The organism is Pseudomonas sp. fls2-241-R2A-110, from assembly GCF_030209165.1.
Classification (GTDB): domain Bacteria; phylum Pseudomonadota; class Gammaproteobacteria; order Pseudomonadales; family Pseudomonadaceae; genus Aquipseudomonas.
The window spans coordinates 12,525-36,104 of sequence record NZ_JARVSN010000036.1; the positions used below are offsets into that span (position 1 = coordinate 12,525).

A 23,580-nucleotide genomic window follows, 5' to 3' on the forward strand; every position below is an offset into this window, starting at 1 on the left:
AGACAATGCCGTCAGCCATGGTTAAAGCCCCCCACATGGGGTTATCTGATCCAACCATCATTACAACGCCGATGCAGGCTACGAGGCCGCCTACCAGCATTCTCCCCTTATGCTTCTTGCCAGTTTGTTCCGTAACTGTAGGCTTCATAGTTCCCTCCATAAAAAAGGAACTCTAACACTTGGCCCTGTTCGATTTAAATGCCGGAAGCCAAACCGCTAAAGTACGAACTATTGGTATTTAAGCCCACGCTTTAATTGCCTCGGCTAGGCTCAGCGCTCGGTTTCCTTCATGAGGAATGAAATCCGTCAGCTTGAACCCACCGTCCTTGCTGATCTTGTTGGCGTACATCGCCGAAAGAACAGCCAAACTTCGCTCAATGCGCAGCCCCATATTCAGCGAGCCGCGCTCCTTGCGGTATTTGGCCCACCGATGAAACTCGAGCGTGCTCACCCTTTCGCGGGCTTCCGCGATCGTGCAGCCGAGCGAGAGGGCGAGTTCGTGTTCGAGCTCGTCGAGGGCGGTGAGCTCTTCATCTTTCCCGCGTTGTTCACCTCATACATTGCAGCGAGCAACGCGACGGTCAACCGGCCATCCAGCGCACCGCGCTCCGGGTCGGCGGCGCCGGTGATGTCGTCCACGGTAAACACCGGGACACCGTTCTCATCACACACGCTTGCGGCCAGACGCCCAGCGAGACTGTCCTGCTTGCCATTCAACGAATTCACGTCGCTGATCGCAGCCTGATATCCCAACGGACGAATAAACACCGTAGCCTTGATTTCGTCGACGCCTTGGGTCCAGGTGATTTCCTTCTCCACCGGCCGGCCCGTAAAGGCACCAACCGATTTCAAACTTTCGAGAGTCAGTTTCATTTCAAACCCTTAGGCAGTTTTACGGATCCACGCCGAGCCACCGGACCGTTGGATGGTGGCGGCAGTGGTGACCACAGCGTTTGCGGCGAAGTCGAACGGGAAGTCGGAGACGTAGCCGTCGAAGATGAACCAGGTGCGGGTGCTCGGTAGAACGAAATCGTCGCTGTCGCCAAGGACGGCCGCCGCTGTCGCGCCAGTGCCTGCACCTCCAGTCAGAGCAATGGTCGGGGGCGACGTGTAGCCGGCACCTGGGTTGGTGATATTGAAGCCGGTCACTGCGCCGCCACTGACGATCGCTGTAGCGGTCGCGCCAGTACCGCCGCCGCCAGTGATAGCGACAGTTGGAGCGGTCGTGTAGCCGGTACCTGCATTGGTCAGGCTGATTGCAGACAAGGCGCCAGCAGTGCCAACAGTCGGATCGATGTCCATGCCATCAGACCAGCCCACTGCCCAGCGAATGCTTTCGATGCTGTCGTCTTCGGACAGTTGATGCAGGCGCACGTGGGATGCATTGCGCGGATCCGCGTTGAGCGTCAGCGAAGCCTGGCCGGGAGTGCGGAGTCCACGCATGTAAGTCCGCACCTTTTGACTGAGGCACGTGGTTTCAATCTGATCAGCGGGATTGCCGCCCGGACTGAAAGCCGTTGCGCACTCGATCTCGAGAATCTCGAAAATCAAAGGGTTCGCAACTGTCGGCACGAGTGCGTAAATCTGGGTTCCTTGGGAAAGAATCGACATGGCGTTCTCCAAATGTCGGGCATAAAAAAACCCGCGCATGGCGGGCTTGGGTTTGGGGTTTGGCTATCTGGGTACAAGCCAGTCGATGTCGAAGCTCGACCGATAAAGGTTTGTTTCTGCGTCCTGGCTCTCTCCACCCCAGCGGACGACGTTGGCCTTCAATTCAATGGCATGGGCAATCGCATCAGTTACCGACCTGGCAGAGGTTCCGCTTACGGCGTACACGTCAACCTGCAGCGTGAAACCGTCCAAGTCAGGGCGCCCGGCCAGATAGTTCTCCGGGCTGCCGGTGATCAACTGCCATACGGCATATGGTTTGATCACGCCTTCTGGAGCCTCACCGAAGGGGTAGAGACGGTGAGGTGTGTCTCCGAGCAGGGCCCGGACGCCGGCGTCGGCAGCGCACACAGCAAATATAGGTGCTGCTGGCATTAGCTACTCCCGGAAGCCTTTGCCGCGCTCTTGATGGCACGATCAATGGCTTTCTCGTATTCGGTTATGAAAGTGTCGGTGGCCTCAGAAATGCTCTGCGCTAATGCCGGCCGCATGAACGGGCGAGCCGCGACACGGGCGGTTCCGAACTCAACGAAGCGCCAATAGAAAGTGTCCCCGCCGGGGTTGTCTTGGCTTCCCCCTACTGCGTAGGTTCCACGCCTGCCACCTTTACGGGTGTGCATGTTGTTGTACTGTTTGGCGCCGCCAAGCACCCCAACTCGGAAGCCTAAATCACCACTGCTTTTGAACAGCTTGCCGTTCCAGCGGACGGTTATGTTCTTTGATATGTCTTCGGACGTCTCGGGATCATTGATTCGGCGAGCGCTTTCCTTGACCTTCTCAGAAATCAAGGCAGCAGCTTTCCTCAGTGCCGCCCGTCCACCTTTCCGCTTCAAGTCGTAGCTGATCGCTTCAATCTTCGACACAAGTGAGTCAATTCCTTGCAGCTTGAACTCCACACTTTCAGCCATCGTTCAACCCCTTCGACACCAGTATGGTGAGGTACTCAAGGCCTGAGTAAGAATCGGGAAGCGGCGGCCCTTTGATGTTGTAGACGTCGCCCCGGTGAAGGATGCGCATCGTCGGCAACACGCCGGCACGGTAGCGGATCACCATGCGCCCTGACGCCTCGGACTGCCCCGCCTGCGCTGCGATTAAATCGCGAGCGCTCAGCGGCTCAACCGAGGCTGGTATTTTCTCCCAGACCGAAATCCAGCCCTGGAGCATCTCGCCTGTTGCCGGATCCTGAACCAGCCCTGGTAACTGGAACGTAATGCGCTGCCGCAATTTCCCGGCCCGCATCAGACACCCATCCCGACGCGATACGGCGCCAATAGAGCTTTTGACGCCAGAGGCAACTCAGTCGCGATCGTGCCGGTGACAACCTCTTCACGGTTGGCAAATAGATGGCCTAATTTCAAGAGGCAGGCCGATTGGATACTGGCGTTGAGCACGATTCCACGAACAACCCGGGTCGCCGCATCAAGTGATTCTTTGAAAGCGAAATTCGCGTCCGCCATCGACTCGCACCGTAAGAGGTGATCATCTATCAACGCGGCAGCGACTATGTCAGCGTCATATCTGAGACGGGCTGTGCTTCGTGATGCGGGCACTTGCAAGCGAGCAGCATCAAGGGAAGCCTGATCAACAAAGAACGAGCGCTGGAGATAGGCCATCGCCGCGTCTTCGGCCCCATCCAGTTGCGACTGGACGAGATCCTGATCCTCCGGCTCAGCCAAAAGGTGCTTCATCGCCAATTCGATGTTGATCACGCTCATGATTATTTAGCCTTGTTTTTCAGCTCGGGTTTCGGCTTTTGGCTGGCCTCTGGAGCAGCTTTGTTATCCGCTTCCTTGGCCTGTTTGTTTACGGGTTCGGCCGCCTGCTTCACGTCGTAATCCTCAATCAAACCGTTCCGGTGAAGCTCCTTGGCGCGGAACTCATCGACGGTAATGTCACGGCCCTTCTTCACGTACTCATGTCCGTTAAGAAAGCCCTTTTTGGTTGTTACTTCGATATCTGGCATTAGCACACACGCCCGGTCACCCGGGCGCGCTCCTTGGATGATTGAGGAATTAAGGCGTTGGGTCTTCGAACTCGCCGTGCACGAAGGATTCCGGACGGTACACCGCCAGCGCCAGGCGCTCTTCGGCACGGATGGTGACCATGTTGGTGCGGAAGTTATCGCCGTCTTCAGTCGAAACCTCGACAGCGGCGTCTTCGCGGTCGAACACCTGGGCGGCGATGTTCATTGCGCCCACCAGGAACTCGCCTTCAGGTACCGCGTTGCTGTCCACCACTGGCAACTTCCAGAGACGCTGAACGCCGCCTTCTTGGACGTTGACCCAGATGTAGGAGCCGGTGCTGTCCTTGGTCAGCTCGATATCGGCCCAGTCGACTGGGTTTAGCGCGATGGCCGAAGCGCGGTATTCAGCGACCCGCACTTGCAGGATCGCGCGGCGCAGGGTGTCGATCTTGGTGTCGCCGGCCTTGCGCAGCGCTTCGTTGAAAGTGGTGGCTTGCGGGATCAGGCCCAACAGGTTCTGGCCGGTGCCGTCACCAGCGAGGATCTGCTCTTCTTCTTTGTACTTCAGGCCGTAGATGGCGCGGCCGTTGATGTAGCTCTGCAGCAACGGGATGTCCGACAGGACCTGTTTCGAGGCTTTGAACCAGTGAGCGATGGTTTTGACAGTGGTGGTGACCATGCCAAACGACAGATCGGACTGGGCCTTCAGCGCGCCCTCGCCTGCCTGAGGTGCTGCCATGTTCTGGAAGCCGGTCTCTTGCACGAACTCGACCGCGTTGGAACCGGTACGACCAGGCATGATCAGGTCGCGAATGGTGAACTGACGCTCAGGATCCGTGATGATCCCGGCAACGCGAGTCGGCTGAATGCCTACACCGACGCCGCCAGTTCCAGTGGTGGCACTGGTGATATTGGTGACAGCTTTCAGGTTCAGGCGCGCAATGCCGCGCCCCTTCGTGGTCAGTGCCTGGTAGTCATCCGATTCGGACAGCTGTTCGCCGACGGACTTTTGCTCGCTCGGATCGTTCGCGGCGAAGCGACGAGCGAGCTTCTGCTCGATGTCTTGGAAGCGATCCTGAAGGGCCAGACCGTCCTTCACCAGACCATCCAGAATGGTTTTGGTCTCAGTCAGGATGGTGCCGTGCTCCTTGATTTCCTTGTTCGCTTTTTCAGCGAACAGTTTGATCTCCTGGTCGCGCTGATCGAGAAGATCGTTTACCGCTTTCAGCTGGATCTTGTCGTCGGCATGCTCCTTGCGGTGCATCTGACGGTCTTCGGCGCGAGCCTGGTTGCTCATGGCGTTATGCATGGTGAATCCTCAAAACGAAGGGAGGGACAGTGCTGGGCGCGACTTAAGCGCCTCGAACACTTCAATTGCTGCCAGGTCGCCCGCGGACTCGCTCCGGAGCAGATGCTGCAGTCCGCGATTGGCAATCACCGCGGACTGTGTTTTCGAGAAGCCTGCCTCGCGCAGGAGCAGCTCAAATTCGGGAAGTGAAGGCAGGCCACCGTGGGCCAGCTTCGACTTGATCGTGTCGGTTCGGGCCTCGTCGTTGGCCGGCACTGTCACGATGGAGATTTCGACCAGGTCGAGTTTTGTCAGGGTCCGGATCCGGGTCTTCTCGTCGAAGCTGGATTCACGCACGTAGTAACCGATCGACAGCCCGGTGATGGATCGAGACTTCATGCCTCGCATGGCGATGCGCGCATACGGCGCGTCAGCCAGCCAGAGTTCGCCATCCCCGAACAGGCCTTTGGCGTCCTCTTTCAAGGTGTCCATCGACCAAGAGCCGATGGGCTCGGCGGTTCGGTGCTGCCACAGAACTGGCAGCGACCGAGCCTTTGCCTTCAGATCGGCGATGGACTCGAGAAACGCGCCTGGGGCAACCACTTCGTTGTAGCTGTCGATCACGCCGAATACGGAACCGTACCCAGAAAAAAGGCCGTCATCGCTGACAGCCTTCACGTCGTAGTCGAATGAGCGGTACTTCACCGCCACCGATTGGTCTTTTCGGTTCATTCAGAATTACCTTTTGGCTTGTCGTTGAGCCAATCAATCAACGCTGAACGCGCCTGCTGGGCATCGCCGGCATCGCCGCCGAGCTTGTCGATCGGCAGCATGTTTGACTGAACTGTGAGCTGTGCGGCGTTGCCGCCTTTGGGTGCAAGGTTCTCTTTGATCCGGCACTCGTCGCGGGTGTAGATACCGTTCTGGGTCATCGAGCTGTAAAAGGCTGCGCGAGCAGCGCTATCGGCACGTAGCAAGCCTTCCGGGTTGAACTTGGCGTAGAACCGGCGGCGCTCGTCGGGACGCAACAGTCGCCGATTGATACTCTGCTCGATGCGCTTCATCCAAGGCAGCAGCGTGAAGCTCAGAAACCCGAGCATCTGCTGCTCCATGCCCGTGCCCCAGCTGGTGCTGTTCGACGTGTGACCGACCATCCAAGGCGGAACACGAAACCACCGGCAGATCTCTTCAACGTTGAAGGCTCGGGTTTGCAGCATTTGGGCATCTTCAGGTGTCATGGACACCTGCTGATATTTCATTCCGGCTTCCAGCACCATCGTCTTACCGGTATTCACCGCACCAGCGAACTTGGCGGCCATATCCTCGCGGATGTCCTCCCGCTGGGCCTTGTTGAGGATCTGGTCGGTGGATAGAACACCACCGAGTTTCATCCCATTGGCGAACATTTTGCTGGCCGACTCATCGGCCGCCATCGCAGCGCCGAATACATTGCGGCCCATGGCAAGTGGGCTCAACCCGCACATGGGATCAGTCCCGAACCCCCGCGTATGCATCATCTGCTCGTCGAGCAGCGTATGAGGTTTCCCCTCGCTGTCGATGAATCGGTATTCAATCGCGCCGCTGGATGTGCGCCGAGGCGGCGATACCGACTGCGGAAGAATGAACTCCAGCGAAGAAAGATCGCGGCCGACCAAATGAGGCTCATTGAAACTATTTCCGCTGAGCAGGAGGCTGGCTACCACGCACTCCCAGAACTCGACAGGGGTTTGGTCTGCGTTCGGTTGCTGGCTGATCACTCGGTGTACAGGGTGAGAGGTGGCCACTTCTGGCACACCGTTCTTGTCTTCGTAGAGAGCGATCGGGAGCGTGGCCAAAGTCTCAGCAATCAGTCGCACGCAGGCCCATACCGTCGACAGCTGAAGCGCTGTCTGCTGGCTCACAGTTTTTCCCGAAGCGGAATCTGTGCCGTAGAAGCCATTCCAGAAGGCCGCATCACCGAGGCCGATCCGGCGACCAACCCAGCCAGCCAACGACGATTTGACCAACCCCGGCTCTGCCGATTTGAACAGCGCCTGCCGCAACACTGACTTGAGAGGTTTATTCACCGGTCAGCCCCTTGCGAATGAATCCAGCGGCGGTCAAAAAAGACGCGCCGCCAGCGATCAGGGACCATCCGAGACCGGCCAGGACAAACACGCCGGCGACAAACAGGCACAGCGCTGCCACGGTCACCACGATGAAGAGGATCAGGCCTGTATCCATGGGAGAGTTATCCAACAATAATTGGTTTCGAAAAGAAGTCGCTGATGTTACCGCTGTTGTCGTTGACCAGAATTAGCGCCCTGCCGATAGCCATGATCAGGGCGACAGCACCGTCGATCTTGTTGTCGTCACCCTGCTTGATGGGCCGCACGACATCGTCGTTGCCTGGCATGTTTTTACCGATCACGTTGGCGATACACCAGGTCATGATCGGGTGCCCGTCGTGATGGAAACGGCCGGCGGTGATAGCCGCCTCGAGCTCCTTCATGGGATCGGACATGTTGGTGTAGTTCTGCGTGATGGTGATCGGGCTGAAGCCTTCGTCATCGAGATCGTGACTGAGGCCGGTTGCGCCGTGTGGGTCAATCGGGCACTCGCGGACCGGCGCCTGATGATTGGCTTCCTTGGTGTCTTCGAAGATTTCGCGATAATCGATTTCGGCGCCATCGGTGATCTCCAGATGCTTGGAATTAATCCAGGCCTGGAAGCGTTCAGACATGCGCTTGTTGTCACTGTCGTACGCGGTGTCGTAGGGCACCCAGAACTTCGGGGCCACGCTGTAATAGTGCGTCTTCCCATCAATCACACGCCAAAACAGGCGCGACCTTGAGTTCATGTCCAGCTTGCGAGCCAAGTCGAAGCCGGCAATCCACTCCTGCCCCTCGAACTGCTCGAGCGTAAGCGTGGTGTCCTCGCAGGATTTCCAGTCTTCCATGTTGAAGAAGCCGGACTTCGCACTCACCCAAAGGTTGAGGTGCTTCGTTTTGAAGGTGTTCGCGAACCGAGCCGAGCGAATCGCCCTGGCTTGCTGGCTCTCCAGATACTCCTGAAACACCGAAACCCCGTGGTTCGGGTTGGCCTTGGCCAGCATCTTCGGATCAGTCCAGTCATCGCCTTCGTCCAATGTCCAGATCCAGCCGAACAACTCTTCATCTGGAACGGTGCCAGCCAGCATCTCCACGACCTGACGGCGCTTGTCGTAGCAAGGACCTTCGATATCGGCGCCGGCAGTGGTGATGATGAACATCAGCGGCTGCCGTCGAGCGCCCATACCGGTGAGCATGGTGTCGTACTGGGCTGAAGTGGGATGTTCGTGATACTCGTCGACGATTGCGCAGCTTGGCGATGCACCATCCCCAGGGTTACCAATCAGCGGCTCAAAGCGGCTGAAGTCGGACGGGATGTTCATGTTCGAAGCGTTGACCTCTATGCCCGCAGCCTGAATCAGCATCGGAGACTTGCTGACCATGAGCTTGGCAGGCCGGAAAACCTCCCATGCCTGTTTCTCAGTGGTTGCCCCGGCATACACTTCGGCACCGAACTCGCCGTCGGCCACGAACATGCTGATGCCTACGCCGCCCGCGACAACAGATTTGCCGTTCTTTCGTGGCACTTCCCAGTAGCTTTCACGGAACCGCCGGTGACCGCCTTTCTTTTTGACCCAGCCAAACGTGACGGCCAGGCCAAACAATTGCCAAGGCTCGAGGCTGATCAGCTGACGTTTGAATGCCCACTCGCCCTTTGTATGGGGCAGCAGTTGAATCAGCTTGAGCTTCTTCTCGGCCTTGATCGGGTCAAACTTGAAACGGAACCCGCGCTTGCGGCTCGCAGCCAGATCGTCGAAGTGACGCTGCACCGCTTGGTGGATATAGCGGCATGCCGGGACCTTCCCGCGGAGCAAGGACCGACCCCACGCCATTGCCTTGTCGACATTGGGATGGGCGGATTTGGTCATCAGGATCTCAACAGGTTGGCGAATTCGTTGGTTTCTTTCTCCTTGTTGCCGCCTATGAGGCGGCTGCGACTGGCTGGATCAAGGCCGAGCATCGACCCGAATGTAACCATTTGCCGCATTGTTTCGTTGGCGGCCGTCAGCGCCGGGTTCTTCATCGGGCCGCCAGTAGCACCGGTAACGACAATTCCGTGCACCTGGATTGATTCCTGCGCCATGCGCCAGTTGTCGTAGGCGCTGCAGAAAGCTTCGACGTTATGTAGGTCGGTGATCGCGACGACGTTCTCGCGCAGCAGCTCCGGAACAATCATGTTCCACATGGTGGCGGCCCGAGGGCTGAACCACTCGGGCGGGTCTATCTGGGTGAACTTGGAAAACTGGGGCTCGGCGGTGTTCAGCGCACGCTTGCCAGGGTTTCCAGCCAATGCTTTCTTGGCCGTTGGCTTGGGTTTGCGACCACGGCCGGCGACCGTGGCGGTGCCTCCCATCGCGCAACTCCTGAATTTTTAATTTCGCGGGTGTAAGAAAACGATTGAGGGCGCGGTCTAGAAGCCAAAAACCCTGGACTTTCGACCCTCCCCCACTCCATGAACGCGAATTCCTCTCATTTCGGTCTTTTTCGACCATTTTTGGTGAAAATGCGGGCGATTCGTTCTCATTTCGATCATTTGCCCGGATGATCCGCGCTTTGCTGCACCGCGTTGCCCCATCCGCCGTCTTCGGCCGCTGTCTTGCGGCTGTGGCATGGTCGACACAGGCCTTGCCAGTTGGATCGGACCCAGAACGCATCCTTGTCACCTTTGTGCGGGATGATGTGGTCGAGATCAGTGGCAACCACCACCAAGCCCTGACGCTCGCACTCAGCACACAGCGGGTGCTTGGCCAGGTAGGACTTGCGGGCCTGCTGCCACTTGTAGCTGTACCCACGCTGGCTGCTGGTATCGCGCTGCTTCTCTCGCTGTTTAACCTCGAACTGCTTGCCCACATCCGCATGGGCCTCACAGTAGCGAGGGTTGCGGGTGAGTACGTTGCAGCCCTGGGCGTTGCACGGCTTCTGTGGCCTCAGCGGCATGGGCTGCCATCCATGTAGGTCGATGGCAAAGCATCGGGGTCTTCTTCACTCTCGTCTGCCAGCGCCTGAATCAAGAGCAGCTGCTGCTCGGCCATCCTGTTGAGGATCGCTGTCTGCTGCTTCTGCTCGGTCAACACCTGGGTCAGCAGGCTTTCCAAGTAGCTGAGCGGCTCGCTCATATGCAATGTCCTTCCACTTCTTGATCCATTCGCGCCGGGCGGCGCATCCGCTGCAGGACATCACCGGCCTCCTATTTGCTCTGACTGCGCTTGATCTGGGCGTCCACCTGATCGGCGCAGGTATCGAGCAGCTTGACGGCCTGATCCTTGAGGTCCCACACGTCGCCGTTGTCGCGTAGGTCAGCCTCTTCGGCATCAATGCGCTCACACGGGATCAGCTCAGGGGGCTCGACTCTTACTGCTGTTGTCTTTGTTACCAGCGGCGGCGGGCTTCCCGCGCAGGCCGTCAGGCAAAGGCTGAGCAGCCCAATCGCGAACAGGCTTGCTGTTTCGTTTGAGATCATCGAAGTCTTTCCTCGCCTTCTTGGCTTTCTGCTCGCTGGCATTGATTCGCTTCGCCAGGTCGGCGGTGTAGTCGGCGTTGCGCTGGGCCTCGGCGCGAAGTGTGGTAATCGTCGCCTGGCTTTCTTTGTTGGCGTCGACCGCGTCTTGCTTACCCTTGGCCTCGATTGTCACCTGACCTTCAAGGGCAATGACCTGGTTGTGCTGGATGATCAGCAACAGGCAGGCAACGAGCGCGATGATTGCTGCAGCGGCGAAGGCCTTCATAGCGAATCCACCTTGCGGCCTAAGAAGCGGGTCACCATCTCGCGAATGGCCGTGACGCCGAGGAAGCCAATGGTCCCGCCGGCGGCCACAGACAGGCTCGATGGCCAGGCCATCCACTCAATGACGCTACTGGCTGACAAGCTCAATCCACCGCAGATCAACGCCTCGAAGAATATCCGGCGCTTGCTGGTTTCTTTAGCGTCATACAGGACACGCAGAAAGGAGATGAGGATCGCCATAATTGCGCCCTGCCAAAGTGGATTGCTCAGGGCCACCCAGATAGCGGCCCACGTGTCCGGGTTCTTTTCGGGCATGAGCGTCATCCGGTGTCCTCCCTCTCGGGGAGCAAAATAGGTACAGCTCCAGCAGCACTCCCAGCTCGGAGCAATGGGTGTGGTGGAGCCGTAAACGAAAAAGCCCCGGCAAATGCCAAGGCCCAAATGGAATGATAGAAAGCAAAAAGCCCGACGCTTGGGCCGGGCTTAATCATGAAAAAAAAAAGCTGTCAGAGCTTAGCTAAGGCGAGAATAAAACCAGCTAGAGCCATTATTGCCGCAGCAACCGGAACCTCCCAGCGATTGAGAAGATTCACATGAGTATCGAAAAGTTGCCACCGATTGCGGACATCCATAAAACGCCACCACCGGACCCTGAATCGCTCTACAAAAGTGCTGCTCTCATAATTGCTTTCAACACGACAGAAAATTAGGTATTTCGTAATCAGTTGCTCATAAAACTCTGAAGTTAGAGCATCTGTATTTCTACCGACCCAAAGAAGTATGTCGGCCTTTTCGATGATCGACTGATTTGATATTGGGGGCCTGAGGAAAACCTGTATCAGCGCCTGTCCAAATGTGTAATGGACCGTCAGCACACCTCCCGCCTCCCGGCCATGCTCAATATGGATAGAGGTGCCATTGTTGAAAATAGTCCGCCTATCCGTGAGTCGATCATCCTCACTGAGAACAACGTAATCATATCCTCGATAGATCGGAGCATCTTTATCGCAAAGCTTGGCGCCACTTTCTTTATCGAGCACCGAAAACCGATCAGCGATTTCGGAGAACCCCTGGAACACGGCAACCGCTCTTTCCTTATGGAAAACCCAATTCCGATCGCACCGTCCTCTTTCTAGCGCGAAACGGCTTCGCTTGGATTTTTCCTTTTTCCAGATCGAGCTTACCGTCATGAATACTTCCTTGCTGAATGCACAAAGCAAAAAGCCCAACTCTAGGGTCGGGCTTTGCTCGCGGAAAAACCGCAAAGTAACTGAAATCTATAGTCCGGCCCCGGTCCTGTCAAGCAGCCTGACGACGAATATCTAAAGCCCCGTCGATCCAGGCAATACCCGCTTTCCAGAGCTGCCGCGTCTTCTCTTCGCCGAAGCCTAGCTTCTTGCCGACATCGACCAGCGCCTTGTCGCGAGAGGTGTAGTACTTCATCAAGACGTTGCCACATTCGGTGTAACGCAGAAGCAGGCGCCCCATCAGCCCGTCAATCATCAGCGCATCGTCATCAGTGATCATTGGTGTGTGTAGGGTGTTCTCGCGGGAGGCGCAGCAGGACACTCCCGATCCCAGAACGACCCATCGCCCCCAATGCTCCAGCAGGTCTTCTGAAGTACGCTCTGTGAAACTCTTGGTTCTGGCCATTGATCAATCCCCTGTGAAGTTCGATCCGCCGGCACCGCGGCGGTTGTTCTGTTCGTATTGTTCGTGGGCACCGCCCTGCCCCTGCTTTGCCCTTGCCAGCTCGGTGGTCATGTTGCGCAGCTTCAAACTGAGCTGCTGCACCAGGTCGGGCAGTGGCATCGCCTCACCGGTAGTCGCGCAGACCCAGCCCGAAGCGTTGCACTGGACGCAATCCAGCTGATGGAACACCCCGCTGATGACCGTGGCGCCGCGGCAGATCCCGCACACCATGAGTGGCTTCGCGTCGCGACGGAATGCCGGGCCATGCGACTTCTTCATGCGGCACCTACAAGCCAGTCGGCGGCGGCATCGAGGCTGAACGGAACCTGATTGCTGTCGATATCGAAGCTGCGTCCACCGAGCATCACGACGTGCAAGCGGCGGAATTCGTCGAAATTAAGCATGCAGACCATGAACACTTTGGACCGGTCGAAAGCTGGCTTTTCGGCCTTGCTCAAGGCAGTCGCCATGGAGAGGGCGAAGGCGCCATGCTCGGAAATATGCATTTTTAAACCTCGCCTATGGTTGATTCTTGAATGGCCTCGCAGGCCTTATTTTCCGTGGCTTGCGGGGCATTACCGGAATCTCCCGTTCTAAAGCCGGTCAATCCGTGAATGAGGTCAAAGCCACGCTGATCTAGATGCGCGTGCCACTTCTCCAACGCATCGCGTTTGCGGCTCATCATGTCCGACTGGATGTACACCTTCACGTTGTGGCCCATGGCGTGGTTGATCAGCAGTTCACCGATCAGGTGGTCGATGCCGATGTCGGCCCAACCGGTGCGGGCCACCTTGCGCAGGTCGTGACTGGTCCACTCGCCCTGCCCCAACCGAGTGAACACGGCACTGGCCTGGTCTTCGCTGAGTGGCTTGCCATTGCGCGCCGGGAACACGTACTGGCCGTCATACCCATTGGCGTACTGCCATTCGCGGTAACGGATCAGGATCGCGCACATCTGCTCGGTCAGTGGCAAGTGATGCTCGACGCCGGTCTTGGTGTGATCGCCGGGGATGAACCACTCACGCTCGGCCAGGCTGATGTGCGGCCATTGAGTCAACCGGCTTTCACCGATGCGCGTACCGTGGCAGAGCATCAACAGGGCCAGCATTGCGTCACGCGGGGCAGAGACGAAGACCTCGGCCAACTGCACCAGCAGCTCAGGCAGTTGCACGCCGCGCAGTCTGGACGGCTTGATCCCGACCTTGGCCTTGGAGAAGTCGCTGAACTTGATGCTGGCCATTGGGTTGGATGCAATCAGGCCTAACTTAAACGCCTGACGGAAGGCCAGGGCCAGCAACTGGAACACCAGGCGCACGTAGTCGATGGACAGCGCCTCCTGCAATGGCCACATCAACTGGCTGTCGAGGATGGCCTTGTCGACGGCGGTCAGCGGCAGATCGCCCAGGCGCGGGATCAGATGGCACTTGATCGCCGAGGCACCGGTCTTCTTGCGCTTGCTCGACAGGTTGCGGTCCCGGGCCATGCGCTCCGCGTACCAGGCCAGCAGTTCGCCGACGGTTGCCCACTTCGACAGACTGGAGCCCTCGCCGGCGGCGACACGCAGTCGGGTGGCTGGCAATGCCGCCACGACCTGCTTGGTGTTGAGGTCGGGATAGCCGCCGATCAGGTTCCACTCGCCCTTGGTCACCAGGTACCACGATGCCCGGGCGCGGTCCTTGTTGAAGCGCAGGTAGAGCCCGCGGTTGTCGGTGTCTCGCAAATCGCGGACGGTGCCAGCGGCCTGACGCTTGATCTCGGCATCGGACATCTTCACGGCGGCGCTGGTCATGCAGCCACCACGGTTGGAGCCATGCGCAGGTAGGCGCGGATCTGCTCCATTGCGTCGAAGTGCCCACGGCAGACCACGGCGAGATAACCCTGCTCGTTCAGTTTGCGGATGCGCTCGTGTTGGCTGGCCGAGATGGCGGCATCGTTCGGTGGTGTGGCCTTGAACTCGATGTACAGACCGAAGTAGCCACCGCGCGCCATGGTCAGCACCAGGTCAGGGATGCCTGCCACCACGCCTTGCTGCTTGAGCTTCGCGGCCACCGACTTGAGGCGATGCCCACCGTTCGGGACGTGATAAATCAGGTCGGCGACTTCGGGCATACGGATGCGCAGCTCGCTCATGAGCGCGGCCTGCTCCTGCCCTTCTCGGTCGACTGACTTGGCGCGCACCGGCTTCTGCTTGAACAGCTTCATCGCGGCCGGCTTCATTTGCGCTCACCACTTGCGATTTGAGATCGGCGGCGAAGGTAGCGGACTGTGCGCCAAACGCCTCCGGCCAGGATCAGCATGAAGCAAAGCCAAAAGTGAATCAGAATGTCGTTCGGGTAGACGCTCATACCTTCTCTCCGGTGATTAGATCAATAACTTCGAAAGTGTCAGGCCACATCAGGCCGCCGAAGCGCTTTGCTACGGCAATGTGCTCGAACAGGGCAGCGGCACGATCAGGCTTGTCGGTGAGGTCAAACTTGTGCGCACAGCAGTGCACTGCGAAGCGGTAATCGACAGGGTTAGTCGGTGCAAGGCGGGAATCAGCCATATGGCCGCGCCTCAAGTGCGGTTTTGCGCTTCCCGAACCGCTCCAATAGCTGCTGTCGAGCCTCCTGCCCATTCGCCGGAATCGACTGGCGCGCCATCGTCGCCAGGGACCGCGCATCGCCATATTCCTGAGCCAGTTGCGACTCAGGCTTCTGTGAATCGTGACCAATACCGACGGCGATATCCTCCATGGGCTGGCCGTTCATCAACATGCGGATGGTGATGTCGTAGGCCCTGTCGAAAACCTTGCTGGCTTTCTCCGAGACCAGGTCTGCGAGGTTATGCATCTCGCACTGGAGCGCTGCATGACGCACAGCGGGGTGCGACCACTCTCGCGAGGTGATTCGTGCAGGATGCAAATTCAAAAGCGCTTCGCGGAAAGCCTTGTCGTGAGAAGGAATTCCCAGCATTTCCGGTGTTGGCTGGCACAGCGCGACGAACTTACCCACGCTCGGCATGAAATCGGTGCCCAGAGCCCGGCATCGCTCAATGCCAAAACGGATCTGCTCGATCTGATTAATGCCCGCGACGATGAACGCTTTGGTCCAGCTACGCTTTGCAGCGCCCAGCGCGACGTCATTGGGCCAGGCCTGTTTCCAAGCCGGAAAGATCGCCTGCAGCTCTTTGAAAAGCGCATTGACGACATCGACTGTGCCGGGAGGGAGAGTCTTAGGGATGGTTGGTAGTGCTGGCGGTTGATATGAACCAATTGCGCTCCGGATATCGTCTTTTGCGCCCACAGCGTCCAGCAGTTTCGCGGCGCTCATTGGCGCCTTCGGCTTGCTCATAGGGCACCGCCCATATCATCGCCCCAACCACGATCATCGAAGTCTGGGCCGGATGCTGAGCGCTGGGGAAACTGCTTCACGTTCGAAGCTGCTGCCCGGGCTTTGTCGTTGTTGACCCACTTGACCAGCATTCCCACCCATTCAGCCTGGGTGTTGACCTGGTGCTGAGGCTCGTAGTGAGCAGTGAAAGCAACGCGAACTTCCTCGGTGAACAGGTCTAACGACAACCCACGGTGCAAAGCATAGGTTTTCAGCAGCGTGTCATCCGGCACCCAGTCGAGGGTCATTTCACTGGGCATTCGAGGATCGACAGCCGCCTGCGCAGAGAGTGATTCTTTATTCTTCTCTACATCTTCTTTAGGTAACGCACCGCTAACGTTCGAAGCGTTACTTTTACCGATACTCGCCTTGTGGTTTGCCACACGCTTTGCCGTCAGAAGCCTGTTTTTAGCGGTCTTCCCGTTGTGACGGTCGAAATGCGGAAGACTGATCACACCATTGAGTTCGATCATCCAAGCGACCGACTTCATGTGCTCGCAGAAACCGATAACGCCGACCAGACGATCCAGTAACTTTTTACTAACGCTCGGAGCGTTACCATTTTCGGTTTGCTGGTCGAACCAACCCCAGACGCGCATCAGCTTGCCAACGACCGCGTCAGGGTCGATATCCGCCAGGTCGGCAATTTGGCAAACCTCAGGTTTATCCAGGGTGGTGAGTTCAAACTTGATCCAGTCGCCGGCCATTACGCGGCCTCCTGCAGTAGTTCAGCGAGACGTGTAAGGCCTTTCGGGGTAACCATCGGATCGAATGCGGCGCGCTCAATCCCGGTTTCTGGGTCAGGCTTCAATGCTGTGACCTTGTGAGTCATGTGCCCTGTGGTGATGCGCGGCTGATAGGCAACCCAACGCTTTCCCCCGTGGCGCCAGAAGATCCAGCGGTGCTGCTCCAGCCAGGCGAATAAGCGCGCCGGAGCCACACCGAGCTGCTTGGCGGCATCGGTGATGCAGATCGCGCCACCAGCAGCAGCGAGCCTGTTGATGGCGGCGACCTTCGGGGCCTGAACAGAAATGAGACGCTGCAGTTCACCGTTTTTGTCTGCCAGATCGGCAGCAAGTCGGAGGGTTTCGGGAAGGGATTGTGGAATCGTGACAACCTGTCGTGACACGTTTTCCAGTTCGCTCAAACGTGTCACGACACGATGACGAAGCGGGATGCTGTAGCCGGTCAACAGGGTTTCAGTCAGGACGCGGTCGAGGTGGAATTCAGAGGTGTAACCCCGTCCATCCTTGACCTCTTGGATATGGCGCAGATCTGCGCCATCGTCTGCCAGTGCCTTGCGCATCACCCGGATGTCACGGATGACGTCCTTGTGCTGCTTGCCGGTGAGATCGGCGATCTCCCGGCTCGACATGGTGACCGTATTGCTTGGAGCGACGATCGTGTTCATAATAGCCCCGCTGTGTTTTACAAGTTGTTGAAAGAACCGCCCTGCCAGGCGGTTTTTTTATGCCTGGGATTCAGGCGGCTTTCAGCGATTCGCGCAGAATCTGCAGCGCATCGATTGCTTCAAGGATCGCTTTCTCGCCCTGGGCTTTTTCGTGCTGGCTGATGTGGTTGTCCGCAGCGGCATCGAAGATCAAGCGGCCCACGTCCCCGCACTCGGCGGACAGGTGACCAAGCGCGACCATCAGGGGCTTGGCGGCTGGCTTCTCGCGTGACACAAGGTCGAAACCAAACTGATCAGCCAGCGCCAGCAGCGGGCGCATGTCGCCGGTGTGCAACAGCACGCCGAAAAGATGCTCGATGGTCAGATGATGAGCTGCGTTGTCAGGGTTCGAGCGCTGGAGCAGGCTCACGTGCGCCATGCACATTTTCCCAGCCAGTTCTTCCGCCCCGCTTTCCTTGATGGTGGTGTGGCAAGCCCTCAAGAAATCTTCCATTCGTAAAACCTCAATTTTGTTTCCGTGGATGCCCGACGGTGTCTGGGCGATCATTTGGTTAGCGGCTTAAGCAACTGATTTTTTGGGGTGCGCTTCAGCGAGGAGCCAATCGGCTTCGAACGGCTTGCCTCTCGCAGCTGCTAATTCGGCAATTTTGTTTGCGTATTGGGTTTCGCCCGTGTACTCGGTGCGCGGCAGTGAACCCGCCACCAGCCACTTGTAAATAGCTCTCGGAGTTTTCCCGCAGGCCAAGGCCACGGCAGGGACACCGCCAGCATCATCGATCGATTTCTTGAGCGGCCGCATGAGGCCTCCGAGTTAAATATGAACTTACGGTACATATTATGTCGGAACTGAAAGTACATGCAAGGGCATGCGATGCTGAACCTATGGTTCACATAGAAGATATTCGAGCTGCATTTGTCGTCCGGCTGAAAAAAGCCTTAGCCGCCCATGGCATTGATCAATGGGGGGCCGGCGCTCGCCTCGCCGAAATAGCTAAAGTTACGCCCAAGGCATCGAGCAAATGGTTGAATGGTGAGTCCCTCCCCGGGCCTGCCAAGATGAGTGCCGTAGCTGATGCGCTAGGCGTGAAGATCGAATGGCTTCAGCATGGCGCGGGTGATGAACCCAGTTTTTCAAAACTTGCCGAGATTGAAAAAAGCGCCACTGACTTCCACGCGCTTTCGGCTGCAGAAGTAGTTCGGAGCATGCTCGCCACTCAAGGAAAACGCCTGTCCGAAGATGCGCGGAGGCGGCTGCTTGCTGCTGCGGAAGCCGACGACAGTGGTGGCGTACTCGAGGTTGACTACTACCGACCAGGCGCCATAGGCGACGAAGTATGGATTGCCCATTACGACGTCCGGGCCGCGATGGGCGGCGGGCAGATACCTCACGATTACCCCGAGATGTTTCAGGACGTGCGCGTCAGCCCCCAGCACCTGCGCGAAATGGGTGTTGAGTTCAAAGAACATTTCCACCTGAAGATGGTGACGGGCTGGGGCCAGTCAATGGCGCCCACGATCAAACACCGCGACCCGCTCTTGGTCGACGTGAGCGTTCGCGAGTTCTCTGGGGATGGGATCTACATGTTCTCTTGGGAAGGGCACCTGTACATCAAGCGCCTCCAATGGATCGGTGATGATCAGATCAACATGATTTCGGATAACTCTAGACATCCACCCCAAACGATCAGGGCGGACGAAACCTTCATCCAGGCTCGGGTGTTGCTGGTTTGGAATGCTCAGCTTGTTTAGCGCCGTGACCTATTCGTGACCAAAATTTAGAGCTGCTATATGGGGGAACCATGGACGAAAAAAGTACCGAAGTAGATCTGTCTCCAGAGGTGAGAGTGTTCTTGGATCAGCCTGCCACACGGCTTGAGCTCGTTCAGATGGTCCAACCTCTTCGCAGTGTGGTCATTCCTCTTTTCCAAGCAGCAATGACCTCCCTGGGCATATTGATCGAGTCATCAGATGATAGTGATCATAAAGAAAAGGCCAAAAAATCGTTTGAACGACTCAACGAAATTTTTCTTGAGCTTGATAGATTCGACGATCGCATAGCTAACATATTTGAGGGGAAGCCAACCTGGAAGCCGCGCCCTGAGGAAACTGATAATGAATGACAACATCAGCTATCTTAAGGCAGAGTACGAGCATCAGGCCCAAGTGATTTTGGAAGCTGATCAAGAAGCGAAAAAAGGGGGAGGTAATCCTCCTGGAGGTGGGGATTTGGAATCTCGTGTAGCCGCACTTGAAAAATCATCTTTAGAAATACGGGAAAAGCTCGTGCGCGTCGAAATGCGGCTCGACAGCATCGAATCCAATATGGCTACAAAGGTAGATTTGGCAAACATCGCATCGAAAGACGACTTGAACGGCTTAATTCGTGCCAGCAGCAAAGATATCCAAGATCTTGCCGTTTCTTTCCATAAAACTATGAACGAGCAGACTTGGAAATTTGTGGGTGTCGCCACAGCCCTTGCAGCGATTGCATTCACCGCTGCAAAATTTATCCATTCGTAAATCCCCACAGTTTTTAGAAGCCCGGTCCAAGCGCCGGGCTTTTTTATGCCTAATCAGAAAGGCGCCGGTTCCTCGACGGGCTCCATCACCACAGCCGCCCCAACCTGATCGGGACTTGCCTCCCACTTCAGCGTCACCGATTCATCGTCGTTGAACGTCATGTCTATGCCATCCGTCTCGTTCAGTAGCCCCATCACCTCCTCCCACTCGCGGTCACCATCCGTGTCCAGGCGATGGATCGTCACCCAGCGCTGAATCTGCGCTACGGGGTGGTTGATCATCGATGAGACGCGCAGCCCGAGCCTTTCAATCCCGCTCATTTCTTGTCTTTGTGCCGGTTTTGACGGCCTGCTCGCGTTGGACATTCCACCCTCCAATTGCTGTATATGCATCCAGTATTAGCGAACTATAGCGAAGCAATCCCCTGCGGTAAATCCTTAAAGCATCGCGCCAGAAACTTTGGTCGATTGTGTACTCTCATCAAAAATATGTACTTTTGGTACTTGACCTAATATGAACTGTTGGTTCATATTTGATCCATCGCAGCGACACACAGCCACTGCGGCACCACCGCTCTTTAACAGCCTGAAGACGAACCCTGATTGCGATCAGGGAACAACAACGCAACACGGCCTGCTTCCGTGTCCGGTAACTCGGCACGCAAGGTTCGCCGCTGATGGAAAGCATCACTTCTGCACCTTGGCGACAGGGTGCAGCGGGATGACAACCAAGAGGAAACAGATATGGCAGCTCCAAAGCGCCCAACTGCTGCACAACTGCAAAAACAGGTGGACAACTGGAACGCAAAACACCCAGTCGGGACCATGGTCAGCTTCGAAAATATCGTTGGCCGCGGTGAAACACATAGCGGAGCGACACGAGATGAGGCTTCGGTCGTTGGCGGGCACAGCGCCGTGATCTTTCTGGAAGACAAAAGTGGCTTTGTTGATCTGGGCCACTGCACGGTCGTGGCTTGACTCATCACTTCTGCCCATTCACTGAGTGGGCAGCGGGATGGCGAAAGCCTACGGAAATGGGCGAACTACACGTATGAACCCCATATAAAAGTAATGGTGACGTGGATGTCCGGTGCAAGCCCGGGCCCGAGCACCTGGTACTCCCCAGCACCAGGCCGCATCGGTAGTCACTGTCTGGATGAACCACGGGCCTCTGCTTGCAGGCATGGCAAGGGCGACAGTGACTACCGATGCGGACGAAACCCCGGCTTATACCGGCCACCTGCATTCAACCTCGAACGGAGAAACCATGCTCAAGATCATCCTGATCGGTGCCGCGCTGAGCTTTGAGAGGCCAGAACCTCCAATCCCTGCAAGCGTGTCAGGTGATCCATTGCGCTGTGTGCGTGAGCACTGGCGAACGATCATCGGGGTCGCAGCGTTCTGGCGCTGACCTCCCCGCCAAGAATCCCGCGTGGCGCAGTAAGCCTGAAGGCTGCGCCGAACACCCTGGCAGGCAGCGGACATCTGGGCCGTCGGTGTCACCGCGCACCGGCCGAGCAATCGGTAGGCCACCCCAAGCTCAAGATCATCGCTGATGATTCAAACCCAGGCCGTCGCCAGTAGCGGGCCTGGGGCGCTCACATAAGGTGGACTTTGTGACGCAAACAAAAGCCCGGTTCCGATCGGGCTTTTTTACGCCTGCCTTTATCCGTCAGCACTCTCCCTTGCGCCCAACGGCAACCAGTAGACCGGCCGAGTGCTGACGAATATCCGCAACTCCACACAGAGGGATCAGCCATGCACCCATCAATGCAACAACGCAACGCCGGACTTTCCGCCCTCCGTGTGCGGGCAAGCATCGCCACCGCCGCGCTCTACGCCATGATAGGCAAGGACCAGCCTGTGCAAAAGATCCGCTACCAGGTCCAAACCAAGGGCAACGCTTACCACATCGTTGAGCTCTCCACTGGTTTGACCAAGGGCTTTCGCTGGACGTGGAAAGAAGCGGTCAACTATGCCCAGGTACTGGAAGCGCGCGCCGACGGCATAAAGGTTTCGCTGACAGGTGAACGGAAATGATCGGCGTGCCAATGCCCAACCCGCGAGACTCGATCATCGCGAACCTCAACCAGCAGCTGGATCAGTACTTCGGCCAAGGCCGGGCGGTGGAAGAAGTCGCCGCCGGCGTCAGCGGTGAAAAGGCGGCCATGTTCGGCACCTCCCACAGCAACAAGCTGCGGATCGGTCGCAACAAGCAGGCGCCTCGATTGAAGGAACTGGCCGACGCCGGCAAGACCGTCATCGAAGCAGCGAAAGAGATGGGCATGGAAACCAAGCGCGCCAGGCTGATCGCCCGTGAGAACGACATCAAGTTCCCGGGCCCGCCGTGAGACGAATCAGCAACCAGGTGCGCCAGCGCCGACGACAGACATGGCTGGATCTACCGGCCCACGGAATTGAAGAGGCAGGCCATGGCCAAGTGCAACGCGGAACGGTCAGCGAAAGCCGCGGCGAAGAAGAAGAGCCGTGGCGAAGAGGAAATCAGGCTGCACTGTCTGCCCGGTACACGCCAAGCCCTTGCTGAGCTGATGGCCTGGAGCGGCATCGAGGAACAGGGCGAGGCAATCACGCTGATGATTCACCACCTGCATGGTCTTGGCCCGGGCGGTGCCCTGCCGCTGCTTGAGCCTCCCCGACACGAATACGTGATACCCGAAAACGTGTCGCGGAAACTGAAGATCGCCTATCAGCGAGAGTCTATGCGGCTGACGCACGAAACTTGATCATATTTTGAAGCCTGCTGTGAGCTGGATATTTTCAAGAGCCTCCATCGCCGCCGATTTTTCTTTAGGTCCGCCCGGCCCATTACTTCCCATGATTGAGCCGGCAGCGGCTTTGAAAACCGAGCCAGGAGGAAAGCCAGCCCTCAAGCTATTTTCCTTGATCAGTGCGATGACAAGATGCTCAAGAGCGGCCAAGCGTGCTGATTCATCCATAACAACACCTCCATAGAAGCCGGCCACATGCCGGTAACCCGTAATACCCCACTTCAACGAATCACGCCAGCCGGCGAGGCAATCAGCTATCTGAGCACTTATGAGTTCCCTACCTGATCACATGCTGGCTGACCGGTATCAGTCGTACTGAGACTGAGGGAGAAGATCGCCTTTCCCTAGTGTGTTGATCAACTTTCTCACTCATTCGGGCCGGGAATATTTTGCAAGAAGATCATCCGCTTTTTTGCAGACTTTAGATTGCGTTTCACTAATCAAATGAAGGCGGGTTTGCCCTTTCAAAAAATAGTCTTCCCACAAATCAGCAGGCTTTTCGCGCAGTATGGAGATCCTAGTAGAGAATGAAGTTATTTCAGACCCGCCGCTTCTGACTTGATCAATGAAATCCCAATAAGAACTTTGGAGTTCGGCGTGCTCTTCAAAACTTAAATGGTGCTGAAGAATAACGTAAGCGCCGTAAAGTGCTGCATCAGAATTAGTCCAAGCTTTTCTAGCAGCCTCCGTTTTATCCCAGAACCAACCGTCGACTTCTCTGTTATCCCATACACCTTCGAGCAGGTCGAAACCTAGTGAAACATACCAATAACCTTCGCCTGTGCTTTGACATGCCTGGTGAAAATCTCGAATAGCTCTGTACTTTTCAGCAAAAAGAAATTGCTTCCTCCAAGCACTCAAAGCAATCAATGCCGCAGCTGCGGCAATAGCGGTGGCAGCAGCCCCAAACATATCAAAAAGATCGTGGACATTATCGACCACAAAAAAACCTGCCTTATCTGGAATCATCCCCCAAATTACCCCTGTAAAAAACAACGAGAAACAACCAATCCAGATTACCCAATCTTTTTTCAAAAATTTCTCCCGTCAATTTTCACTTACCGA

The 23,580-nt window shown here is 57.0% G+C and carries 42 protein-coding genes; 8 read left to right on the forward strand and 34 right to left on the reverse strand.

All coding sequences use genetic code 11. The annotated features are described in order from the left end of the window. Positions 1-238: 238 nt before the first annotated feature. The 31 genes from QRN31_RS26460 to QRN31_RS26610 all read right to left on the reverse strand — a co-directional run bounded on the left by QRN31_RS26460 (position 239) and on the right by QRN31_RS26610 (position 18,006). Positions 239-451 (reverse strand): phage tail assembly protein T, encoded by a 213-nt coding sequence (locus QRN31_RS26460; protein ID WP_285435552.1) that lies wholly within the window; start codon positions 449-451, stop codon positions 239-241. Continuing rightward, positions 448-873 carry a phage tail assembly chaperone family protein, TAC gene (locus QRN31_RS26465; RefSeq protein ID WP_285435553.1) on the reverse strand — a complete coding sequence of 142 codons (426 nt, stop codon included), beginning with the start codon at positions 871-873 and terminating at the stop codon, positions 448-450. Before QRN31_RS26465 ends, QRN31_RS26460 begins: the two co-directional genes overlap by 4 nt. A 9-nt stretch (positions 874-882) precedes the next feature. Continuing rightward, a complete protein-coding gene (locus tag QRN31_RS26470) occupies positions 883-1,650 on the reverse strand; it encodes a phage tail tube protein (protein WP_350310396.1) in 768 nt (255 codons plus the stop codon). A gap of 24 nt (positions 1,651-1,674) precedes the next feature. Then, positions 1,675-2,043, reverse strand: a complete 369-nt coding sequence (locus QRN31_RS26475; protein ID WP_285435556.1) for a DUF3168 domain-containing protein — start codon at positions 2,041-2,043, stop codon at positions 1,675-1,677. Beyond that, positions 2,043-2,576, reverse strand: a complete 534-nt coding sequence (locus QRN31_RS26480) for an HK97-gp10 family putative phage morphogenesis protein (RefSeq protein ID WP_285435557.1) — start codon at positions 2,574-2,576, stop codon at positions 2,043-2,045. Before QRN31_RS26480 ends, QRN31_RS26475 begins: the two co-directional genes overlap by 1 nt. Further along, positions 2,569-2,907, reverse strand: a complete 339-nt coding sequence (locus QRN31_RS26485; protein WP_285435559.1) for a phage head closure protein — start codon at positions 2,905-2,907, stop codon at positions 2,569-2,571. Before QRN31_RS26485 ends, QRN31_RS26480 begins: the two co-directional genes overlap by 8 nt. Then, entirely contained in the window at positions 2,907-3,383 is a 477-nt protein-coding gene (locus tag QRN31_RS26490; RefSeq protein WP_285435561.1) for a head-tail connector protein, read from the reverse strand. The genes QRN31_RS26485 and QRN31_RS26490 overlap by 1 nt, the downstream gene beginning before the upstream one ends. A 2-nt stretch (positions 3,384-3,385) precedes the next feature. After that, positions 3,386-3,631 carry a hypothetical protein gene (locus tag QRN31_RS26495; RefSeq protein WP_285435563.1) on the reverse strand — a complete coding sequence of 82 codons (246 nt, stop codon included), beginning with the start codon at positions 3,629-3,631 and terminating at the stop codon, positions 3,386-3,388. Between the two features lie 49 nt (positions 3,632-3,680). Then, entirely contained in the window at positions 3,681-4,940 is a 1,260-nt protein-coding gene (locus QRN31_RS26500) for a phage major capsid protein (RefSeq protein ID WP_285435565.1), read from the reverse strand. 9 nt (positions 4,941-4,949) lie between these two features. After that, positions 4,950-5,651 carry an HK97 family phage prohead protease gene (locus QRN31_RS26505; RefSeq protein ID WP_285435567.1) on the reverse strand — a complete coding sequence of 234 codons (702 nt, stop codon included), beginning with the start codon at positions 5,649-5,651 and terminating at the stop codon, positions 4,950-4,952. Continuing rightward, positions 5,648-6,985, reverse strand: coding sequence for a phage portal protein (locus QRN31_RS26510; RefSeq protein WP_285435569.1), 1,338 nt, complete (start codon positions 6,983-6,985; stop codon positions 5,648-5,650). Before QRN31_RS26510 ends, QRN31_RS26505 begins: the two co-directional genes overlap by 4 nt. Continuing rightward, a complete protein-coding gene (locus QRN31_RS26515) occupies positions 6,978-7,142 on the reverse strand; it encodes a hypothetical protein (protein WP_285435571.1) in 165 nt (54 codons plus the stop codon). The genes QRN31_RS26510 and QRN31_RS26515 overlap by 8 nt, the downstream gene beginning before the upstream one ends. Positions 7,143-7,149: 7 nt before the next feature. Further along, positions 7,150-8,877: a terminase large subunit gene (locus QRN31_RS26520; RefSeq protein ID WP_285435573.1), complete on the reverse strand. Its 1,728-nt coding sequence runs from the start codon at positions 8,875-8,877 to the stop codon at positions 7,150-7,152. Beyond that, the gene (locus QRN31_RS26525; protein WP_285435575.1) at positions 8,877-9,362 is read right to left on the reverse strand and encodes a phage terminase small subunit P27 family; all 486 of its coding nucleotides are present in this window, start codon (positions 9,360-9,362) and stop codon (positions 8,877-8,879) included. The genes QRN31_RS26520 and QRN31_RS26525 overlap by 1 nt, the downstream gene beginning before the upstream one ends. A gap of 176 nt (positions 9,363-9,538) precedes the next feature. Continuing rightward, positions 9,539-9,946 carry an HNH endonuclease gene (locus QRN31_RS26530; protein WP_285435577.1) on the reverse strand — a complete coding sequence of 136 codons (408 nt, stop codon included), beginning with the start codon at positions 9,944-9,946 and terminating at the stop codon, positions 9,539-9,541. Next, positions 9,937-10,125: a hypothetical protein gene (locus tag QRN31_RS26535; RefSeq protein ID WP_285435579.1), complete on the reverse strand. Its 189-nt coding sequence runs from the start codon at positions 10,123-10,125 to the stop codon at positions 9,937-9,939. The genes QRN31_RS26530 and QRN31_RS26535 overlap by 10 nt, the downstream gene beginning before the upstream one ends. Before the next feature lie 71 nt (positions 10,126-10,196). After that, positions 10,197-10,445, reverse strand: coding sequence for an Rz1-like lysis system protein LysC (lysC, locus tag QRN31_RS26540; RefSeq protein WP_285435795.1), 249 nt, complete (start codon positions 10,443-10,445; stop codon positions 10,197-10,199). Then, positions 10,345-10,734: a hypothetical protein gene (locus QRN31_RS26545; RefSeq protein ID WP_285435581.1), complete on the reverse strand. Its 390-nt coding sequence runs from the start codon at positions 10,732-10,734 to the stop codon at positions 10,345-10,347. Before QRN31_RS26545 ends, lysC begins: the two co-directional genes overlap by 101 nt. Further along, complete coding sequence (locus QRN31_RS26550) at positions 10,731-11,057, reverse strand: phage holin, lambda family (RefSeq protein ID WP_285435583.1); 327 nt, start codon at positions 11,055-11,057, stop codon at positions 10,731-10,733. Before QRN31_RS26550 ends, QRN31_RS26545 begins: the two co-directional genes overlap by 4 nt. Positions 11,058-11,239: 182 nt before the next feature. After that, on the reverse strand, positions 11,240-11,923 hold the full coding sequence (locus QRN31_RS26555; RefSeq protein ID WP_285435585.1) for a hypothetical protein: 684 nt from the start codon (positions 11,921-11,923) through the stop codon (positions 11,240-11,242). A gap of 109 nt (positions 11,924-12,032) precedes the next feature. Continuing rightward, positions 12,033-12,386: an antiterminator Q family protein gene (locus tag QRN31_RS26560; protein ID WP_285435587.1), complete on the reverse strand. Its 354-nt coding sequence runs from the start codon at positions 12,384-12,386 to the stop codon at positions 12,033-12,035. 3 nt (positions 12,387-12,389) lie between these two features. Beyond that, positions 12,390-12,704, reverse strand: coding sequence for a hypothetical protein (locus QRN31_RS26565; RefSeq protein ID WP_285435589.1), 315 nt, complete (start codon positions 12,702-12,704; stop codon positions 12,390-12,392). Further along, on the reverse strand, positions 12,701-12,931 hold the full coding sequence (locus QRN31_RS26570) for a hypothetical protein (RefSeq protein WP_285435590.1): 231 nt from the start codon (positions 12,929-12,931) through the stop codon (positions 12,701-12,703). Before QRN31_RS26570 ends, QRN31_RS26565 begins: the two co-directional genes overlap by 4 nt. Before the next feature lie 2 nt (positions 12,932-12,933). Continuing rightward, positions 12,934-14,214: a tyrosine-type recombinase/integrase gene (locus QRN31_RS26575; protein ID WP_285435591.1), complete on the reverse strand. Its 1,281-nt coding sequence runs from the start codon at positions 14,212-14,214 to the stop codon at positions 12,934-12,936. Continuing rightward, positions 14,211-14,642 carry a VRR-NUC domain-containing protein gene (locus QRN31_RS26580; RefSeq protein ID WP_285435593.1) on the reverse strand — a complete coding sequence of 144 codons (432 nt, stop codon included), beginning with the start codon at positions 14,640-14,642 and terminating at the stop codon, positions 14,211-14,213. The genes QRN31_RS26575 and QRN31_RS26580 overlap by 4 nt, the downstream gene beginning before the upstream one ends. A gap of 124 nt (positions 14,643-14,766) precedes the next feature. After that, on the reverse strand, positions 14,767-14,970 hold the full coding sequence (locus QRN31_RS26585) for a hypothetical protein (protein WP_285435595.1): 204 nt from the start codon (positions 14,968-14,970) through the stop codon (positions 14,767-14,769). Then, on the reverse strand, positions 14,963-15,757 hold the full coding sequence (locus QRN31_RS26590; RefSeq protein WP_285435596.1) for a replication protein P: 795 nt from the start codon (positions 15,755-15,757) through the stop codon (positions 14,963-14,965). Before QRN31_RS26590 ends, QRN31_RS26585 begins: the two co-directional genes overlap by 8 nt. Next, on the reverse strand, positions 15,754-16,503 hold the full coding sequence (locus tag QRN31_RS26595) for a DnaT-like ssDNA-binding domain-containing protein (protein WP_285435597.1): 750 nt from the start codon (positions 16,501-16,503) through the stop codon (positions 15,754-15,756). Before QRN31_RS26595 ends, QRN31_RS26590 begins: the two co-directional genes overlap by 4 nt. Then, complete coding sequence (locus QRN31_RS26600) at positions 16,503-17,207, reverse strand: phage antirepressor KilAC domain-containing protein (protein WP_285435599.1); 705 nt, start codon at positions 17,205-17,207, stop codon at positions 16,503-16,505. Before QRN31_RS26600 ends, QRN31_RS26595 begins: the two co-directional genes overlap by 1 nt. A gap of 70 nt (positions 17,208-17,277) precedes the next feature. Beyond that, on the reverse strand, positions 17,278-17,700 hold the full coding sequence (locus QRN31_RS26605; protein WP_285435797.1) for a phage regulatory CII family protein: 423 nt from the start codon (positions 17,698-17,700) through the stop codon (positions 17,278-17,280). A gap of 66 nt (positions 17,701-17,766) precedes the next feature. Next, positions 17,767-18,006 (reverse strand): helix-turn-helix domain-containing protein, encoded by a 240-nt coding sequence (locus QRN31_RS26610; protein ID WP_285435600.1) that lies wholly within the window; start codon positions 18,004-18,006, stop codon positions 17,767-17,769. Positions 18,007-18,044: 38 nt separating this feature from the next. Here QRN31_RS26610 and QRN31_RS26615 point away from each other — a divergent pair, with 38 nt between their 5' ends. Genes QRN31_RS26615 through QRN31_RS26625 form a run of 3 tightly spaced genes read left to right on the forward strand, consistent with a single transcriptional unit; the run spans position 18,045 to position 19,727 of the window. Then, a complete protein-coding gene (locus QRN31_RS26615) occupies positions 18,045-18,956 on the forward strand; it encodes a LexA family transcriptional regulator (RefSeq protein ID WP_502942524.1) in 912 nt (303 codons plus the stop codon). A gap of 50 nt (positions 18,957-19,006) precedes the next feature. After that, positions 19,007-19,327, forward strand: coding sequence for a hypothetical protein (locus QRN31_RS26620; RefSeq protein ID WP_285435602.1), 321 nt, complete (start codon positions 19,007-19,009; stop codon positions 19,325-19,327). Beyond that, positions 19,320-19,727, forward strand: coding sequence for a hypothetical protein (locus tag QRN31_RS26625; protein ID WP_285435603.1), 408 nt, complete (start codon positions 19,320-19,322; stop codon positions 19,725-19,727). The genes QRN31_RS26620 and QRN31_RS26625 overlap by 8 nt, the downstream gene beginning before the upstream one ends. 53 nt (positions 19,728-19,780) lie before the next feature. Here the strand turns inward: QRN31_RS26625 and QRN31_RS26630 are convergent, their stop codons facing one another. Continuing rightward, a complete protein-coding gene (locus QRN31_RS26630) occupies positions 19,781-20,092 on the reverse strand; it encodes a DUF1654 domain-containing protein (protein ID WP_285435605.1) in 312 nt (103 codons plus the stop codon). A gap of 378 nt (positions 20,093-20,470) precedes the next feature. Here QRN31_RS26630 and QRN31_RS26635 point away from each other — a divergent pair, with 378 nt between their 5' ends. From QRN31_RS26635 to QRN31_RS26655, 5 genes are all read left to right on the forward strand, one after another. Next, positions 20,471-20,704: a hypothetical protein gene (locus tag QRN31_RS26635; protein ID WP_285435607.1), complete on the forward strand. Its 234-nt coding sequence runs from the start codon at positions 20,471-20,473 to the stop codon at positions 20,702-20,704. Positions 20,705-20,993: 289 nt separating this feature from the next. Further along, complete coding sequence (locus QRN31_RS26640) at positions 20,994-21,137, forward strand: hypothetical protein (protein WP_285435608.1); 144 nt, start codon at positions 20,994-20,996, stop codon at positions 21,135-21,137. 347 nt (positions 21,138-21,484) lie between these two features. After that, positions 21,485-21,766: a hypothetical protein gene (locus QRN31_RS26645; protein ID WP_285435609.1), complete on the forward strand. Its 282-nt coding sequence runs from the start codon at positions 21,485-21,487 to the stop codon at positions 21,764-21,766. After that, entirely contained in the window at positions 21,763-22,077 is a 315-nt protein-coding gene (locus tag QRN31_RS26650; protein ID WP_285435610.1) for a hypothetical protein, read from the forward strand. The genes QRN31_RS26645 and QRN31_RS26650 overlap by 4 nt, the downstream gene beginning before the upstream one ends. Before the next feature lie 81 nt (positions 22,078-22,158). Beyond that, a complete protein-coding gene (locus QRN31_RS26655) occupies positions 22,159-22,470 on the forward strand; it encodes a hypothetical protein (RefSeq protein ID WP_285435611.1) in 312 nt (103 codons plus the stop codon). On the opposite strand, the gene QRN31_RS26660 is transcribed toward QRN31_RS26655, so the two are convergent. Together QRN31_RS26660 and QRN31_RS26665 are read right to left on the reverse strand one after the other, a co-directional pair. Next, entirely contained in the window at positions 22,471-22,683 is a 213-nt protein-coding gene (locus tag QRN31_RS26660; RefSeq protein ID WP_285435612.1) for a hypothetical protein, read from the reverse strand. A 201-nt stretch (positions 22,684-22,884) separates the two neighbouring features. Next, positions 22,885-23,550 (reverse strand): hypothetical protein, encoded by a 666-nt coding sequence (locus QRN31_RS26665; RefSeq protein WP_285435614.1) that lies wholly within the window; start codon positions 23,548-23,550, stop codon positions 22,885-22,887. Positions 23,551-23,580 lie beyond the last annotated feature (30 nt).